The following is a 15,927-nucleotide window of genomic DNA, read 5'->3' on the forward strand; positions in this document are numbered from 1 at the left end:
ACGCAACAGGAGTTCACAATGACCAGACCCCATAACGATCCACCGCCCCTGCACGACCAGCTATGCTATGCGATCTACACCGCCGGCATTGCGATCCAGCGTGCATACAAGCCTCTTCTCGATGAACTGGGCCTGACCTATCCGCAATATCTCGTACTCAACGTGTTATGGAGCCAGGACGGACAGACGGTTGGCGCCATCGCCCAGGCCCTTGCTCTGGAATCAAGCACGCTGACACCGCTGCTGAAGCGACTCGAGACGGCCGGCTTGCTGCGCAGGACGCGCAACCTTAGCAACGAGCGGCAGGTTGTCATCGCCTTGACCGACGACGGCCGTGCCTTGCAGCACAAGGCCGGCTGCCTCAGCGACACTCTGCTCGCGGCCTCTACACAGACGCCAAAGGAACTCGCTGCTCTTAACCGCGATGTCCGGTATCTCCGTAACGCGATCTATTCCCAGATCGGCGGATGGGACGCACCCGCCTGACCTTCGATAGTGGTAAATCGCCTCAACGCTCAGGCGGTCGGTACGGTCCCACCGTCGATCACATGCTCTGTACCCGTGATTGACGACGCTCGATCCGACGCAAGGAACGCGATCAGGTCGGCGACTTCTCCAGGCCTGGCCGGCCGGCCAAGCGGTATACCACCAAGCGAGTCCATGATCGTCTGCACAGCTTCGTCGTAGCTGATGCCGGCTTCCTCCGCGATACGAAGCGCAAGACCGTTGGAGCCCGGATCTGCAATCCAGCCGGGAGAAACACGAACCACCCGTACACCCTTGGGAGAAACCTCCTTGGAGATGCTCTTGCTGTAGGTATTGAGCGCGCCCTTTGCGGAGGCGTATCCGGTCGTCGCCTGGTGCAGCGGAAGGACGCGCTGGATCGACGTTACGTGAATGACGACGCCGCTTCCTTGCGCGATCATTCCGGGGATAAGGGCGCGGTCCAGCCTCACCGCAGGGAAGAAATTAAGGTTAAATTCCTTTTCCCATTCCTCTTCGGTCAACGCCGCAAAGCCGCCAGAAGGTGCTGAGGATCCGCCCAACACGTTGACGAGGATATCGAGTCCGCCGAGCTCCCGGTGGACTGCGTCAACAACTGTCTGAACGCCATCCATCGTGGTCAGGTCGGCCTCGACGAAGGCCGCGCCGGAAAAGTCCTCCGGCTTTCTGCGTGCGGTTGTCAGCACGCGGGCGCCGAGCTCCTTGAACTGAGCCACAGTCGCAGCGCCAGCGCCCGACGTCCCGCCGGTGATGAGAGTTCGACGGCCCTCCAGTGTCAGAAACGGCGTCATAGGGTGATCTCCAGCTCAGCAATCCTGTCGCCCGAAAGGACGAAGATAAAGCGAAGGTCGATCGGACTTCCGGGGAAGTTGCCGGCTGCGTGGGCCATCACCTGGGTCTTTCCATTCTCGACGGCGATCAGGAAAGGCCTGACCGTGTAGCTGTACTGCTGGGCCTCATCGGTCATCCACGCCCGAATGGCCTTCTGCCCGATGTGAATCTTCCCCTTGTCCTTGACGACCCCGTTTTCGGTGAAGGTGGCAGCGATGGCGTCCGGACAGCCTGACCTGTCGGCCTCGAAATAGGCTTCGATAGCGCTGGGTAGTTCGATCATCGTAGTATCTCCCGTCTTTTTGGTATCTTGGGCTGTGGCTCCGCCTTCGCGATATCCACTGGCTGGAAGATAGATCAAGCTTATTGACGGGATAAGCGGGATAAATAAGGATGAGGTATTACGAAAAGAGGGATAAATGACCCGTTCCGTCCTTGCTGACCTTGATGCCGTCCTCAGCATCGCCCGCCTTGGAACCTTCCGCGCAGCGGCTCTCGACCTTGGAATGTCAACAACGGCCTTGAGCAACTCCATCGCGAAGCTGGAGCAGCGCCTCGGTATCCGGCTGTTCAACAGGACGACGCGAAGCGTGTCCCTGACCGATGCGGGGAAGACGTTTGTAGAAAGGGTCGGACCAGCGGTGACCGACATCCGCGACGCAATGCTCGCGGCCCAGTCGCTTCAGGAGACCCCGAGCGGAACATTGCGCATCAACGCCTTCGCCACGGCAGCACGGGAAGTAATGGCGCCGCTCGTCCTGTCATTTCTGGAGAAGTATCCGCAAGTGCATATCGACCTTGTCACGGAGGGACGGATTGTCGATATTGTCGCGGCGGGTTTTGATCTGGGTCTGAGACCGGCCGATCTCGTTCCTGCCGACATGATCGCCGTGCCTTTGGGCTTGAAGCGCAGCAATGCGGTCGTCGCATCACCGGAATTCCTGCGCAGACATGGCAAGCCAATTGTACCAACTGACCTCTACAGGTTTCGCTGCATTCGCGCGCGCCTTCCGAACAACGCGCTTTTCCGTTGGAAATTCGAGAAAGACGGAAATGCACTCCAGATCGACGTGCAAGGCGCGATCACTCTGGACGAGCCAAGCCTCGTTACGATAGCAGCCCAAAATGGGGTGGGGCTTGGTTATCTCATGGAAGCGGATGTTCGAGAGGATATTGAGGCTGGGCGACTGGTGCGCGTTCTTGAGGACTGGACGCCCTCGTTGGCCCCGCTGGCGTTGTATTACCCTGGTAGGAAGAACCCCCCTGCAGCGTTCACCGCATTCATTCAGGCTGCTCGCGAATTTGCAAGAGAATGACCGGCGTGCAGATGTTCGATGCCAGTGAACGCTGGGCGTTCTTAAACTCTTGAAGCTATTTGAACCGGTTAACTGCTGGGACACAGCTAAAGTTCAAAAGTCCCTTGTCGAGAGATTTACTTCGCCTCGATAAAATGGGCGGATACCTTCCGCGAAATCATCGAGGCAGAGATATCCCGAAGGCTGCGCGCGTTTGTCCGCGACTGCCGCCATGATCAAGCGGCCACGGTGTTCGTGGGTGCGCCGCGCTCGAACGCCTCGACATTATCAATCAGTTGGTCGACCAGCGACTGCACAGCCTCTCGGCTCGCCCACGCCACATGCGGCGTCAGGATGAAGTTCGGCAGATCGAGCAGCCGCATCAGCGGATGATCGTGTGCAGGCGGCTCGGTGGTGACGACGTCGAAGCCGGCGCCGCTGATCTGGCCGCTTCTCAAGGCGTGTTCCAGCGCGGCCTCATCGACGAGCCCGCCGCGTGCGGTGTTGATCAAAAGAGGCCGCCTGGCCATCCGTGCGAACTCCGCGGTCGAGATCATGTTGCGGGTCGAAGGCATCAAGGGAGAGTGCAAGGTGATGATGTCGCTGAGCGCGAGGACCTTTTCGAACGGCGTATAGAGCGGCCCCATTCCGCTGGTGCCCTTGTAGTCCGAAAAAAGAACCTTCATCCCGAAAGCACGACCAAGATCGGCCACCGAGCGCCCGAGGGCACCGTCACCGATGATGCCGAGCGTCGAACCGGCGAGATCGTTAATCGGAAAGTCGAAATAGCAGAACTGGTTTGCTTCCTGCCAGCGTCCGGCCTGCACCGAATTGCGATAGGCGAGCAGGCTGCGGCGAAGCGCAAGGATCAGAGCGAAAGTGTGCTCGGGTACGGTGTTGACGGCGTAGTTGCGGATGTTTGAGACGATGACTCCACGCTGCGCGCATGCTGCGACGTCAACGACGTCGGTGCCCGTCGCCGCTACGGCGACCAGTTTAAGTTTGGGAGCGGACGCGACCGCTGAGCCGCGCACAGGGGCCTTGTTGGTAATGACGATGTCGGCCTCCTTGATGCGCTCCGGCACCTCGTCGGGAGCCGTCTGGTCAAACTGAACGAGCTCATGAGCGAAGGAGAACGCACGAAAGTGAATATCGTCGGGTAAGGTCTTCCGATCGAGAAGGACGATCCGAAGAGGCTTGCTGGAAGCATGAGGCATTTGGGGGGACACCAGGTTCAGAGGGAGAACAGCGGCCGCTTTCAAGCGGCCGCTCAATTTAAGATCAGCCTCAGGCTTCTTCTTCCTGAAACGCTTCTTCGCGTGTTTTGCGGAATGACGGCAGGATCATCAGCAGAAGCACGCCGGCTGTCGCGATCAGCAGGACCAGACTGATCGGCCGCTCCACGAAGACACTGGGGTTTCCGTGCGAAATTGTCAGGGCGCGACGGATGTTGGTTTCCAACAACGGTCCCAGGACGAACCCCAGAAGTAGCGGACCGGGCTCGCACTTGGCCTTGCGGAAGGCATACCCCAGCAGGCCGAACCCGGCAGCCAGTACCACGTCGAATATGCGGTTGTTGATGCTGTAGACACCGACGCAGCAAAAGAGAAGGATTGCCGGATACAGCAGACGATACGGGACCGTCAGGAGCTTCACCCACACGCCGATCAGTGGCAGGTTGATCACGACGAGCATCAGGTTGCCGATCCACATGCTGGCAACGAGTCCCCAGAAGATTTCCGGCTGGGTTGCCAGTACCGTCGGTCCCGGGGTGATGCCGTGTATGATGAACGCACTCAGCATCATCGCCATCATGTTGTTCGATGGGATGCCCAGGGTCAGAAGCGGGATAAACGAGGACTGTGCGCCGGCATTGTTGGCAGCCTCCGGTCCGGCGACACCCTCAACGGCACCCTCGCCGAACTCCTGGGGACGCTTGGATACTTTTTTCTCGACCGAATAGGCGCAGAAGGAGGCAAGAGTGGCTCCGCCGCCCGGAAGTACGCCGAGAAACGTCCCGACACCCGTGCCGCGAAGGACAGCCGGCCAGGCCCGTTTGAAGTCCTCTTTGGTCGGCCACAGGCGGCTGAGCTTGCTGACAAGCACACCACGAGCTTCGACGTTCTCAAGATTTTCGATGATCTCCGCGAAACCGAACAGACCTATGGCGATGACCACGAAGTCGATGCCGTCGAAGAGTTCGACTGCAGTGAACGTAAGGCGTTCCTCCCCGGAACTGGCGTCGATCCCGACCATGCCGAGCAGCAGACCGAGAAGGATCATGCCGATCGCCTTCAGGACTGGCCCGCGGGCGAGGATAGTGGCCGCCAGAAGGCCGAACAGCATCAGCGACACGTATTCTGCCGGGCCAAAGGAAAGGGCGAAAGACGATAGCGTCGGACCAGCGATAGCAATACCGAACGTCGCGACCGTTCCGGCGAAGAAGGAACCGAGCGCCGCGACGGCAAGCGCCGACCCGGCCCTTCCTTTCTGAGCCATCTTGTAACCGTCGACAGCGGTCACGACCGACGACGCCTCTCCGGGAAGATTGACGAGGATAGCCGTCGTCGATCCACCGTACTGCGCGCCGTAATAGATGCCGGCGAGCATGATGAGGCCCGCCAGAGGCGGAAGGTAGAACGTAATCGGCAGCAAAACCGCGATCGTCGCCGTCGGCCCGATACCTGGTAGCACCCCGATCAGCGTTCCCAGCAGAGCGCCAAGCAGACAGAAGCCCAGGTTCGTCGGCGTCAGGGCCTCGCTGAAGCCCAGCATGAGAAGGTCAACGAAATTCATGTGTACCTCCCTCAGAACGGCCAGATAGGCATTTGCACGCCAAGGCCGACAATGAAGACCAAAACGCCAAACGCTGTAAGCCCAGCGGTCAGCAGGATGACCTCGCGAAGCCGTGAATCGCGGTCAGCGATGCTGCCGACCAGAAGCAACCATACGGACGCCGCAACGAAACCAAAGAACTCCGCGATGAAGGCGAAGCCAACAACTGCTGCAAGGATGACCATAAGCGGCCAGAGCTTCGGTTTGTCGATGTCGACCCGTGCCCGGACCGCGCCCAACCCGCCGATCGTGGCGCCAATGATGATAAGAAGCCAGCACACTATTCGAGGCAGGTAACCTGGGCCCATGGCGGATGCCGTGCCCATGGTCAGGTCGCCCCCGGCCCATAGGCCAAGCGCGCCGAATCCCATGAATAACGCTGCGGTGAAGAGGTCCGGCCGGTCACCGGTGCTTCCAGCCTTGCGGGGAGCGGCCATTACTTCTGTTCCTTGGCCAGTTTCCAGATCGCGCCCAGGCGCTCAGCGCGCACGGGAAGCTCCTTGTCCCAATCTTGGGACGAGCGATAGGAAATGGCCAGCGACATCTGCTTCGCCTTTGCCTTGAACTCTGGATCGTCGAGAGCTTTCTTCACCGCGGCGGAGAACTTCGTCCGAATTTCGTCCGGCACGTCACAGCTCATTGCGATTCCGCGCTCAGAACTCATCAGGACTTCAAAACCCTGTTCTTTTGCGGTTGGGAGATCGGGAGCGATGGAGGCGCGCTCTTCGGCAAACTGGCCGAGATTCTTAAACGCGGAGTGATCGCTGCCCACGAACTCCCCGACGTTGATGCCGATCGTGTCGACGTGCCCGCCGAGAAGCGCGGTGCGAGCCTCGTTCGCCCCATTGAAGGTGACCGCAGTCAGATCGATACCTGCAGACTTCTCCAACTGAAGCATGGCAAGATGCTCGTCGGTTCCGAGGCCAGTTGTGCCGACGGTAACAGCCCCGGGGTTGTCCTTCGCATAGGCGACGAGGTCTTTGAGCGTATTGAACTTGGAATTGGTTTGGACAATGAACGAACCGGGATCTTCGACAATGCGCGCGACGAGGCAGAGCTTTTTCGGGTCGAACCGCACCTTGCGATCCATTTGCATCGTCAGATAGCCAGGCGTGTTTAGCGAGGAAACTGTGTAGCCATCGGGGCGAGCCTGGGTCATCGCAGTATAGGCGATTTCACCGGATGCACCTGGGCGGTTTAGGACGGTTATCTTCGCCTCCAGTTCCTTTTCCACATAAGGAGCAAGCGTACGGTTCATCACATCAGTGCCGCCGCCCGGAGCAAACGCCACGATAAACTCGATCGGACGATCCGTTGGCCAGTCAGCGTGGGCTACGCCTGTGGCGAGAAGCAGCGTCGTTGCCAGTGCGGTATTTCTAATCAAATGCTTCATCTTATCCTCCCAGGATAGTTTGTATTTGGACGGTACCGTCCAAGGTCTCGGTGACCGGCCGACATTTCCCCTCCGGAACATCGGCCAGCTTCGTTCAGTTAGTCGGCGGTAGCTCACATCCGGCCTTGACGAGGGCGTCGTTGAACCAAGTCGGCTTGTGCGTGCCAGCTTTGATATTCTCGATCTGCTTTTGCTCGGCGGCGTGCTTGGCAACCGTCCGTTCGTAAACCTCCGCCACATCGTCGATCGGAACAACGACGACCCCGTCCGCGTCGCCTACGATCAGGTCGCCCGGCATCACAACCATTCCTCCAATGGCAATGGGCGTATTGATTTCGCCTGGGCCGTTCTTATAGGGGCCACGGTGGGTCACGCCGACCGCGTAGGAGGGGACGTTCATTTCGAGAAACGCATCCGCATCGCGGATCGCACCGTTGAGAACGAAGCCCACAACACCGCGGCGATGAGCGTAGTCGAGCATCATCTCCCCCATCAGGGCGTGGGTCACGTCGCCGCCGGCATCCATGACGATGACGTCGCCGTCCACGGCCATGTCCATCGCCTTGTGGAGCATAAGGTTGTCGCCCGGAGGCGCTTTGACGGTCAGTGCGCGGCCGACAAGTTTGCCGTCGCGGTGCATCGGGCGAAGCTGAGCGCCGCCCGCGTACATGCGGTGCATGCTATCGCTGATGTTGGCGACGGGAAGCTCCCTGAACTTGTCGATCCATTCCTGTTCGACGATCCTGTCCCTGTTGCGGACCCTAAATCCTATAGTCAACGTTTTCTCCTCGATGCTCTTGATTGTCTTTTTCAGGCAGGTGTCTTTGCCAGCGCGCGATGGTTCACGATCCTCTCGCGGCCAAGCTCACGACCTTCCACGATCGCAAGAATGCCTTCGACGGCATCGACGCCGACGCGAACGTTCGCCTCCTGGGTTACGCCGCCGATATGCGGCGTGACGACGATCCGCTGATTCTGCCAGAACGGGTGGTCGTCTCCAGGAGGCTCTGTCTGGAACGTGTCAAGCCCGGCCCCGGCAATCTGTCCGCTTTCGACAGCGCGAAGAAGGGCATCCTCATCGATCAGGCCGCCCCGGGCTGTATTGATAACGAACGATCCCGGCTTCATCAGGCCGAGCCGGCGGTCATCAAGCAAATTCCGCGTGTCGGGCGTCAAAGGGCAGTGCAGGCTCAAGATATCCGACGAGGAGAGGAGGCGGTCGACATCAGTCACCTGGCGGACACCTGCCTCGGCAAACGCCGCCTCATCTGTAAAGGGGTCGAAGGCTTGGACCTTCAAGCCAAAACCCTTAGCGAACAAGGCAGTTTGCCGAGCAATCGCGCCGAACCCGACAAGGCCGATAGTCATGCCAGCCAGTTCCTTGCCAGCAAAGCCCGCCTTCTCCCAGCGCCCAGCGCGCAGGCTGCTGTCGAGCGGCACAATCCGCTTTACCACGGCAAAAAGTAGTGCAATCGCATGTTCAGCGACCGAAAGCGCATTTGCGCCAGCGGCGACGACAACGGGGATTTCGCGGCGAGACGCGGCGTCCACGTCGATGTTGTCAACCCCAACCCCGTGCTTGGAAAGGACACGTAGCGAAGGCGCGGCTTCAATCGCTGCGGAGCCGAACCGCCCCATGCGCACCACCACGCCGACAGGATCAAGTTCCGTCACAATCTGGACCAGGTCGTCTTCGCTCGTGTAAGGGGGAACGTAAGACACCTGATAGCCGTTCTCGGCGATCAGCTTGACTGCTTGTTCGTTGATGGCTGGTCCAGTGACCAGGATGTTTCGGCTTCCCATGCGTGCCTCGAACTGGAATGCGCGAGGACGCGAGCGCTGAGCGCGCAGCGTAGCCATCCTCCCATACGCCAAAGCTCCTCCTGGCGTCTCCTGAGCGGAAGTTAACATAAGCCTCTCTTGATTAAAGCGAATAATTCTGGCCAAGATGAACAGAGAATCTTAATTAGTCGGAGGATGGTTTGGATACGCGGCAACTGAAGACCTTCATCGCGATCGCTGAGCACGGAACTTTTGCAAAGGCTGCTGAGGCCGTCGGTTTGACCCCATCCGCAGTCAGTCAGCAGATGCAGGCACTGGAATTAGAGGTCAGCGGAGAACTCTTCGATCGCTCGAGCCGGCCGATCACGCTTAACGGCCATGGGCTGCAGATGCTCGAAGCAGCACGTACTCTGGTGCGTGATGCAGACAACATCATTGACACTATCTCCGGCAGAGCCATCAGCGGGACCTTCACAATCGGCTCCGTTCGCTCAAGTGCGCTTTCGCTCCTGCCTCTCTCAATCGTCGCCCTCAAGGCAGATTATCCTGATCTCAGGATCAAGCTACAGGTCGCCAATACAGATGAATTGATGAGCGGCGTCCTGTCCGGCCGCCTGGACTGCGCGATGGTCGCCGAGTACTCTGGAATCCCCTCAGCGCTTAGGTGGCACCCCTTTATCAACGAACCTCTGCTGGTGATCGCTCCCAAGGGCACTCCCCAAATGTCCGGCATCGACATGCTGTCGACGATGCCTTATGTCAGGTTCAACAGTCGGTTCAGATTGGCCCAGATCATCGAGACCGAGCTTGCAAAAACCGGCGTCGCCCCGAACCTGATAGCCGAGATCGACACGATCGCGTCGGTGGTCTCCTGCGTAATTCATGGTCTCGGCGTGTCCGTGGTGCCCTGGATCGCGCTGAGAGATATCGCTGTGCCGATTGTCTCGGCGCCATTTGGTGAGCCGCAGATATTTCGGCCTATCGGGCTCGTGCAAAGGCGGGCCGGGACGCGCGTCGCGATTATAGATAGGCTGCACCAGCACTTGAGCAGGCTTAGCGATCCGTACGGTATAGCCCGTTGACTGACGCTGGCATACTGATGCCCATCTGTTGACTTCAATCCTCCCCGATCGATGATCAAGCTCGTGGACGACGGATAAAAGCCTCGCCGCTGCGGCTCAGAAGATCGGCGTGGCGCTTCATGCTTTCGCGAATATTCCTCAATAGACATCCGGCGAGGAGCTCTCGAGCGCCGATAGATCAACACTTGTCGAGATTCGAACCCAAGCGCCCCGGCGGACTAATCCAGATCCAATTGATTTCCTGTTTGGATCTCCACTTTCTTGTTAAGCGTTCTTTTCCCGCAATAGGACTGGGGACTTCTGTATTTCATCAACCGGTAGAACGCCGCACGTGCGATGGATGGAACGTTGATATTGCCTCTGGACTGCATCATCGCGCGCTGTGATCGCACGTCTCCAAAATGGGCCTCTGCTCTATGCTTCGAAGGAGCGAAGGTTGACGAAGCAATGTTGGCGGAATTGATGTTGGCTGGCCCAAAATCAGCTTGTCAACGAACTTTGCTATGGCGAATTCAGCCTGCGTCTGAATCCACGCCAGCTTCGATTGCAGCGATCAAACGTGTCGAAGCCTCCCGAACAACTGCGCCGGATGTTCACACTGTCCCGGACGCACCGCTTTCGAACGGCATATTCCGAGCCACTCACAGGCGGACTGAAAATGTTTTTTAATCAATGTGTTAGCCCCTGCGGGTGAAGATGCTTTCTGTAGAAAATCCGGATGATTTGTGGGCATGTCGACATCTCCATTGTCATCACAAGCTTGACTTCCGAAAAACCAACAGATATGTCAACTTATATTCTGATATCTCAGTTTGGTTATTGATATGTCTAACACCATTGAATTCCCATCTTTGCCTCTGTCCGATCTTGTGACGCCGCAGGACTTGCCGGTTGAGGGAAACATGACCAATCGGATCCACGCGTTGCTTCGCCAATTGATTGTGGAAGTGAAGCTGCTGCCGGGTCGGGCTTTGTCCGAAAAGGAAATCGCGGCGTTGTTGCATGTGAGCAAGACGCCGGTGCGCGAGGCGATCATTCGCCTTGCAGAGGAAGGTTTCGTGACGGTTGTACCGCAGGGTGGTACCTATATCTCGCCGATCGACGTGCAGCGTTACATGGAAGCGTGTTTCATCCGCTTCAAGCTTGAAGAAGGCGCGGTGATAGAGGCTGCCAAGCGGCACTCACTTGAAGATATCGCCCGCCTGAAGACCTGTCTTTCGCAGCAGCGTACCGCCGCGGCCGATGAAGAGTTTACTGACTTTTTCCTGCTCGACGAGGAATTCCACCGCACGATTTTTGCAGCGGCTCGCCTGCCCGGCGCCTGGAGCGTCGTCAATCAGGCCAAAGGTGAAATGGACCGCATGCGCCACCTGAAAAGGGTATTTGCTGTACGTCGCACGGAAAAGGTTATCGAAGAGCACGATGCCATCGTGAATGCGATCGAGTCTGGCAACGTCGAGGCAGCGCGTGACGCCATACAGCGTCATCTGGGATCGCTGGAATCCAAAATCGCAGAGCTCTCCAAGAACCCCAAAATCTGGACCTTCATCGAACAGGTCAATACGCGCGTCACCAGGAAGCGTGTGTCAAGAGGAGCCAAGGCCCCTGCCTGACTGAACATTCAAGGCTTTTGAGGAGGGGCCTTTCATGTCCGCAGTTCAAATCAACGACGTCGTCAAGCGCTACGGTGCTCTCGAAGTCGTACATGGCATCAACCTTTCCATTCAACCGCAAGAATTCGTCGTGCTCGTCGGCCCCTCGGGCTGCGGAAAATCCACCACACTGCGCATGCTCGCAGGTCTTGAGGATATCTCCGGCGGCACCGTCGCGATTGATGGGCGGGTGGTCAACAAGATCGCCCCGAAAGATCGCGATGTCGCCATGGTGTTCCAGAACTACGCGCTTTATCCGCATCTCAACGTCGCCGAGAACATTGCTTTCGGCCTGCGCGTGCGCGGCGAAAAGCGCGATGTGGTCGACAAGGCCGTTGCCGAAGCCGCCCAAATCCTTGGTCTGACGGAATATCTGGCACGTAAGCCAGCCGACCTGTCGGGCGGGCAGCGTCAGCGTGTTGCCATGGGGCGCGCGATCGTACGTCGCCCCAAGATTTTCCTCTTCGATGAGCCACTTTCCAATCTTGATGCCAAGCTGCGCACCCATATGCGGGCTGAAATCAAGCAGCTGCACAAGCGCATGCAGGCGACGAGCGTCTATGTGACCCACGATCAGGTCGAGGCGATGACACTGGCCGACCGTATAGTCATCATGAACCGCGGCAATATCGAGCAAGTCGGCTCGCCGATGGAAGTCTTTCTTGAGCCGGCCAATGTTTTTGTCGCCAGCTTCATCGGCTCTCCGCCCATGAACCTTTTTGACGCGACAATCGACAAGCAGGATGGCCGCACCAACGCCGTCCTCACGGGTGATGCCGGACAAAGCCTGACGATCCCCGATGCCTTTGCCCGGCACGCGGTGCAGGGCCAGCCGGTGAAACTCGGCATCAGACCCGAAATCATGTCCGTAGAAGTGGCCGATGGACAGGACGTGCTCAATTGCAGCATCGACCTCGTTGAACCGCTTGGTGCCGAGGCACTGCTGCACGGGAAGGCCGATGGCCAGTCCTTCATCGCCAAAGCCGAAACGCTTTATGCGGATCACTCGCTAAACGGCGTTACCCGGCTCGGTATCGATACGGCGCGCATCCATGTTTTTGACGCCGCAAGCGGCAGATCTCTCAAGGCCGCCGGCAGGGCGCGGCCATGAGACAGTATCTTCAGGAGTCGCTACACGAGCTCTGGCAAGATGTGCGCCGTGACTGGCAGCTTTATTTGCTTCTTGCCCCGATGGCCATCTGGTTTGCACTCTTTCTTTACAAGCCGATGTACGGCCTGGTCATCGCTTTTCAGGATTTTTCGATTTTCCGTGGCATCGAGAAAAGTCCGTGGGTCGGCTTTGCGAATTTCATCGAGCTTTTCCAGAATGACATGTTCGTTCGTGCATTCTGGAACACCATCACCATCAGTGGCCTCGGTCTCATCTTCGCGTTTCCGGTCCCCATCATTCTGGCCTTGATGTTTAACGAGGTTCAGAGCGAAATCGGCAAGCGCTGGGCCCAGACGATCGTTTACCTGCCCCACTTCATCTCCGTGGTGATCGTTGCGGGTATCGTCATCAATTTCCTCTCACCATCCATCGGCATCGTCAATCTTCTGCTGAAGGGCATCGGGCTTGAACCGGTATATTTCCTTACGCAGCCCGAATGGTTTCGGCCTGTGTTCATCGGCTCGTCGGTCTGGAAGGAGTCGGGGTTTGAATCGATCGTCTATCTGGCAGCAATCGCCGGTGTGAGCCCAACCCTTTACGAATCCGCGAGGGTCGATGGAGCCTCGCGCTGGCAGATGATGTGGCGGATCACGCTGCCGTGCATTCTCCCCACGATTGTCATCATGCTCATCATTCGCATTGGCAATCTGGTCGAGGTCGGTTTCGAATACATCATCCTTCTCTACCGCGCTTCCACGTACGAGACTGCCGACGTCGTTTCGACCTTCATCTACCGCACCGGTCTGCAAGGTACCCAGTACGACCTGGCAACGGCCGCCGGCCTGTTCAATGCGGTTATCGCTTTCGTGCTGGTCTATTCGGCAAACCGCATCAGCCGAAGAGTCTCGTCGACATCGCTGTGGTGAGGAACTGAAAATGACAAATTTCAATCTCTATTCGCGTGGCGACAGGATTTTTGGCTGGGCTAACGCCATTCTTCTAGGGCTATTCGTTCTGTCGACGCTTTACCCGTTCATTTACGTCGCAGCAGTTTCGATATCCTCAGGGGCCGCGGTGACTGCCGGTCGCGTCACCCTTTGGCCGGTCGATGTCACGCTGGCGGCCTATGAACATGTCCTCTCGGACAGGATGTTCTGGATCGCTTACGGCAACACGTTCATCTACACGTTCGGCGGTACATTCATGAGCCTGCTGATCATGATCCCGGGCGCTTATGCATTGTCACGCAGGCGTCTGCGCGGTCGCACGTTCTTCAATATCGCGATTGCCTTCACGCTCTGGTTTCATGCCGGCATGATCCCCTTCTTCCTGAACATGCGGGATCTCGGCCTGCTCGACAGCCGCTTTGGTATCATCATCGGGTTCGCGGCCAGCGCCTTCAATGTCATCCTGTTACGAAACTTCTTCGAAGCCGTGCCGAAATCCTTCGAGGAAGCCGCCAAGATGGACGGCGCAAGCGAGTTGCAACTGCTGTGGAAAGTATTCATTCCGCTTTCCAAACCGGCCATCGTCACGGTGGCGCTGTTCTGCATTGTCTCGCGCTGGAACGGGTATTTCTGGGCAATGGTGCTCCTGCGTGGCGAGGAGAAAATCCCGCTGCAGGTCTACCTCAAGCGCGTTATCGTCGACCTCAATTCGAACGACGAGTTCGCTTCGAGCCTGCTCACAGCCCATTATTCATTCGAGACGGTGACCTCCGCGATCATGATCGCGTCGATCATCCCCGTCCTTATCATTTACCCCTACGCCCAGAAGTATTTCACAAAGGGAATTTTGCTGGGCGGGGTCAAAGAGTAGCTGCACAAGGGAGGAGAACCTGTGAGAAAACTGCGAAAAGGCACGCCCCTTCTGGCGTTGATGACTGCAGCGACAATGGCCTTGCCGGCCTTCGCGCAAGATACGGGCAAAATATCAGAAGACCCGTTGGAGCTGACGATCCACTTCCACTTCCGCGACAAATACGTCTATTCGGAAAAGTGGCCGGTGGAGCAGAAGGCTGCGGAGATCACCAATATCCGTGTGCGCAACGTCGCATCGCTGGCGACCACCAGCAGCCGCGATGCCTTCAACCTGTTGATCGCTTCGGGTGACCTTCCCGACATCGTCGGCGGTGATGCGTCAGGCGGACTGAAGGAAGACTTCATTCGTTACGGGCTGGAAGGTGCATTTGTTCCGCTTGATGATTTGATCGAGGAACACGCCCCCAACCTCAAGGCATTCTTTGACAGCCACAAGGATATCCGCAACGCGATTTCCGGACCGGATGGCAAACTCTATTTCATTCCCTACGTGCCGGACGGAAAATACTCCCGTGGCTGGTTCATCCGCCAGGACTGGCTGGACAAACTGGGACTGAAACAGCCGGAAACGCCTGAAGAAGTCTATGAGGTCCTGAAAGCCTTCCGCGACAAGGACCCAAATGGCAACGGCAAGAAGGACGAAGTACCGTATTTTGCCCGTGAAGAGATCGACGCGGTTCGCCTTATCAATCTCTGGGATGCCCGGGTTTCAGGTTCTGAACGTTATGGTGACTTTGCCGTCTATGACGGCGAGTTGCGCCATCCATGGGCTGAAGAAAACTATAGGACCGGCATCTCGAACGTTGCCAAGTGGTACAAGGAAGGCCTGATCGACAAGGAAATCTTCACGCGCGGCGCCCGGTCGCGTGAATATCTTCTAGGCAACAATCTCGGCGGCATGACGCATGACTGGTTCGCCAGCACCTCGACCTATAACGACGCGCTGTCGCCAAAGATCGAAGGTTTCGCGCTGAAGCCAATGTTGCCGCCGAAGACCGTCTCCGGTCAACGTTTCGAAGATGCCCGCAGATTGCGTGTTCAGCCGGTTGGCTGGGCGATCTCGGCCGCCAATGAACATCCGGTCGAAACGATCAAATACTTCGATTTCTGGTTCTCCCAGCAGGGCCGTGTCCTGTCGAACTTCGGTGTCGAAGGCCTGACCTATGAGATGGTCGACGGCAAACCGCAGTTCAAAAAGGAAGTTCTTGAAAACAAGGACCCGGTTAATGCCCAGCTGTGGGCTGTGGGTGCGCAGGTACCGCGCGGCTACTGGATGGACTACGAATATGAACGCCAGTGGACCAACAAAATCGCGCTTGAAGGTATCGATATGTACGACAAGTGCAATTGCCTTAAGGACGAGTTCATGGGCGTGTCGCTGAACGCCGAGGAAAAGGCAACCTTCGACCGCTATTGGCCGAGCATTCTCACATACATGACCGAGATGCAGCAAACCTGGATCCTTGGTGCGCAGGATGTCGATGCCGGTTGGGATGCCTACAAGAAAAGGCTGACGGCACTCGGTTACGATGAGGTCATCAAGATGATGCAGTCAGCCTACGACCGTCAGTACAAATCGGCCCAATAAATCAGGCTATTGTGATGGCGGCCCTGTCGCCGCC

At 57.8% G+C, this 15,927-nt stretch carries 16 protein-coding genes; 8 read left to right on the plus strand and 8 right to left on the minus strand.

Annotated features, from left to right (window positions below; translation table 11 throughout):
• The first annotated feature begins 18 nt into the window (after nucleotides 1-18).
• Nucleotides 19-486: a MarR family winged helix-turn-helix transcriptional regulator gene (locus QE453_RS04275; RefSeq protein ID WP_035210393.1), complete on the plus strand. Its 468-nt coding sequence runs from the start codon at nucleotides 19-21 to the stop codon at nucleotides 484-486.
• A 29-nt stretch (nucleotides 487-515) separates the two neighbouring features.
• Here QE453_RS04275 and QE453_RS04280 read toward each other — a convergent pair whose 3' ends face one another.
• Both QE453_RS04280 and QE453_RS04285 read right to left on the minus strand, forming a co-directional pair.
• On the minus strand, nucleotides 516-1,295 hold the full coding sequence (locus QE453_RS04280) for an SDR family oxidoreductase (RefSeq protein ID WP_153776030.1): 780 nt from the start codon (nucleotides 1,293-1,295) through the stop codon (nucleotides 516-518).
• Nucleotides 1,292-1,618 carry a nuclear transport factor 2 family protein gene (locus QE453_RS04285; protein ID WP_309776459.1) on the minus strand — a complete coding sequence of 109 codons (327 nt, stop codon included), beginning with the start codon at nucleotides 1,616-1,618 and terminating at the stop codon, nucleotides 1,292-1,294. Before QE453_RS04285 ends, QE453_RS04280 begins: the two co-directional genes overlap by 4 nt.
• Nucleotides 1,619-1,754: 136 nt before the next feature.
• On the opposite strand from QE453_RS04285, the gene QE453_RS04290 reads away from it, so the two are divergent.
• Nucleotides 1,755-2,651: a LysR family transcriptional regulator gene (locus tag QE453_RS04290; RefSeq protein ID WP_006697895.1), complete on the plus strand. Its 897-nt coding sequence runs from the start codon at nucleotides 1,755-1,757 to the stop codon at nucleotides 2,649-2,651.
• Between the two features lie 215 nt (nucleotides 2,652-2,866).
• Here QE453_RS04290 and QE453_RS04295 read toward each other — a convergent pair whose 3' ends face one another.
• The 6 genes from QE453_RS04295 to QE453_RS04320 form a co-directional block, all read right to left on the minus strand.
• Nucleotides 2,867-3,847, minus strand: a complete 981-nt coding sequence (locus QE453_RS04295) for a D-2-hydroxyacid dehydrogenase (protein WP_309776461.1) — start codon at nucleotides 3,845-3,847, stop codon at nucleotides 2,867-2,869.
• Nucleotides 3,848-3,917: 70 nt separating this feature from the next.
• Complete coding sequence (locus QE453_RS04300) at nucleotides 3,918-5,426, minus strand: tripartite tricarboxylate transporter permease (protein WP_006697897.1); 1,509 nt, start codon at nucleotides 5,424-5,426, stop codon at nucleotides 3,918-3,920.
• A gap of 11 nt (nucleotides 5,427-5,437) precedes the next feature.
• Nucleotides 5,438-5,902, minus strand: a complete 465-nt coding sequence (locus tag QE453_RS04305) for a tripartite tricarboxylate transporter TctB family protein (RefSeq protein WP_309776462.1) — start codon at nucleotides 5,900-5,902, stop codon at nucleotides 5,438-5,440.
• On the minus strand, nucleotides 5,902-6,858 hold the full coding sequence (locus QE453_RS04310) for a tripartite tricarboxylate transporter substrate binding protein (protein WP_309776463.1): 957 nt from the start codon (nucleotides 6,856-6,858) through the stop codon (nucleotides 5,902-5,904). Before QE453_RS04310 ends, QE453_RS04305 begins: the two co-directional genes overlap by 1 nt.
• 94 nt (nucleotides 6,859-6,952) lie before the next feature.
• A complete protein-coding gene (locus QE453_RS04315) occupies nucleotides 6,953-7,636 on the minus strand; it encodes an RraA family protein (protein ID WP_045535044.1) in 684 nt (227 codons plus the stop codon).
• Nucleotides 7,637-7,668: 32 nt separating this feature from the next.
• Complete coding sequence (locus QE453_RS04320; protein WP_309776464.1) at nucleotides 7,669-8,718, minus strand: hydroxyacid dehydrogenase; 1,050 nt, start codon at nucleotides 8,716-8,718, stop codon at nucleotides 7,669-7,671.
• Between the two features lie 122 nt (nucleotides 8,719-8,840).
• On the opposite strand from QE453_RS04320, the gene QE453_RS04325 reads away from it, so the two are divergent.
• The 6 genes from QE453_RS04325 (at nucleotide 8,841) to QE453_RS04350 (ending at nucleotide 15,893) form a co-directional block, all read left to right on the plus strand.
• A complete protein-coding gene (locus tag QE453_RS04325; RefSeq protein ID WP_006697902.1) occupies nucleotides 8,841-9,722 on the plus strand; it encodes a LysR family transcriptional regulator in 882 nt (293 codons plus the stop codon).
• Between the two features lie 902 nt (nucleotides 9,723-10,624).
• Nucleotides 10,625-11,335, plus strand: a complete 711-nt coding sequence (locus QE453_RS04330) for a GntR family transcriptional regulator (protein WP_035210402.1) — start codon at nucleotides 10,625-10,627, stop codon at nucleotides 11,333-11,335.
• Between the two features lie 34 nt (nucleotides 11,336-11,369).
• Nucleotides 11,370-12,485 carry a sn-glycerol-3-phosphate ABC transporter ATP-binding protein UgpC gene (locus QE453_RS04335; protein ID WP_309776465.1) on the plus strand — a complete coding sequence of 372 codons (1,116 nt, stop codon included), beginning with the start codon at nucleotides 11,370-11,372 and terminating at the stop codon, nucleotides 12,483-12,485.
• Complete coding sequence (locus QE453_RS04340) at nucleotides 12,482-13,411, plus strand: sugar ABC transporter permease (protein ID WP_309776466.1); 930 nt, start codon at nucleotides 12,482-12,484, stop codon at nucleotides 13,409-13,411. Before QE453_RS04335 ends, QE453_RS04340 begins: the two co-directional genes overlap by 4 nt.
• Before the next feature lie 10 nt (nucleotides 13,412-13,421).
• Nucleotides 13,422-14,303, plus strand: a complete 882-nt coding sequence (locus QE453_RS04345) for a carbohydrate ABC transporter permease (RefSeq protein WP_137069646.1) — start codon at nucleotides 13,422-13,424, stop codon at nucleotides 14,301-14,303.
• 60 nt (nucleotides 14,304-14,363) lie between these two features.
• Entirely contained in the window at nucleotides 14,364-15,893 is a 1,530-nt protein-coding gene (locus tag QE453_RS04350) for an extracellular solute-binding protein (RefSeq protein ID WP_034497518.1), read from the plus strand.
• Nucleotides 15,894-15,927 lie beyond the last annotated feature (34 nt).

Source organism: Agrobacterium sp. SORGH_AS_0440 (assembly GCF_031453135.1).
GTDB lineage: Bacteria > Pseudomonadota > Alphaproteobacteria > Rhizobiales > Rhizobiaceae > Agrobacterium > Agrobacterium pusense.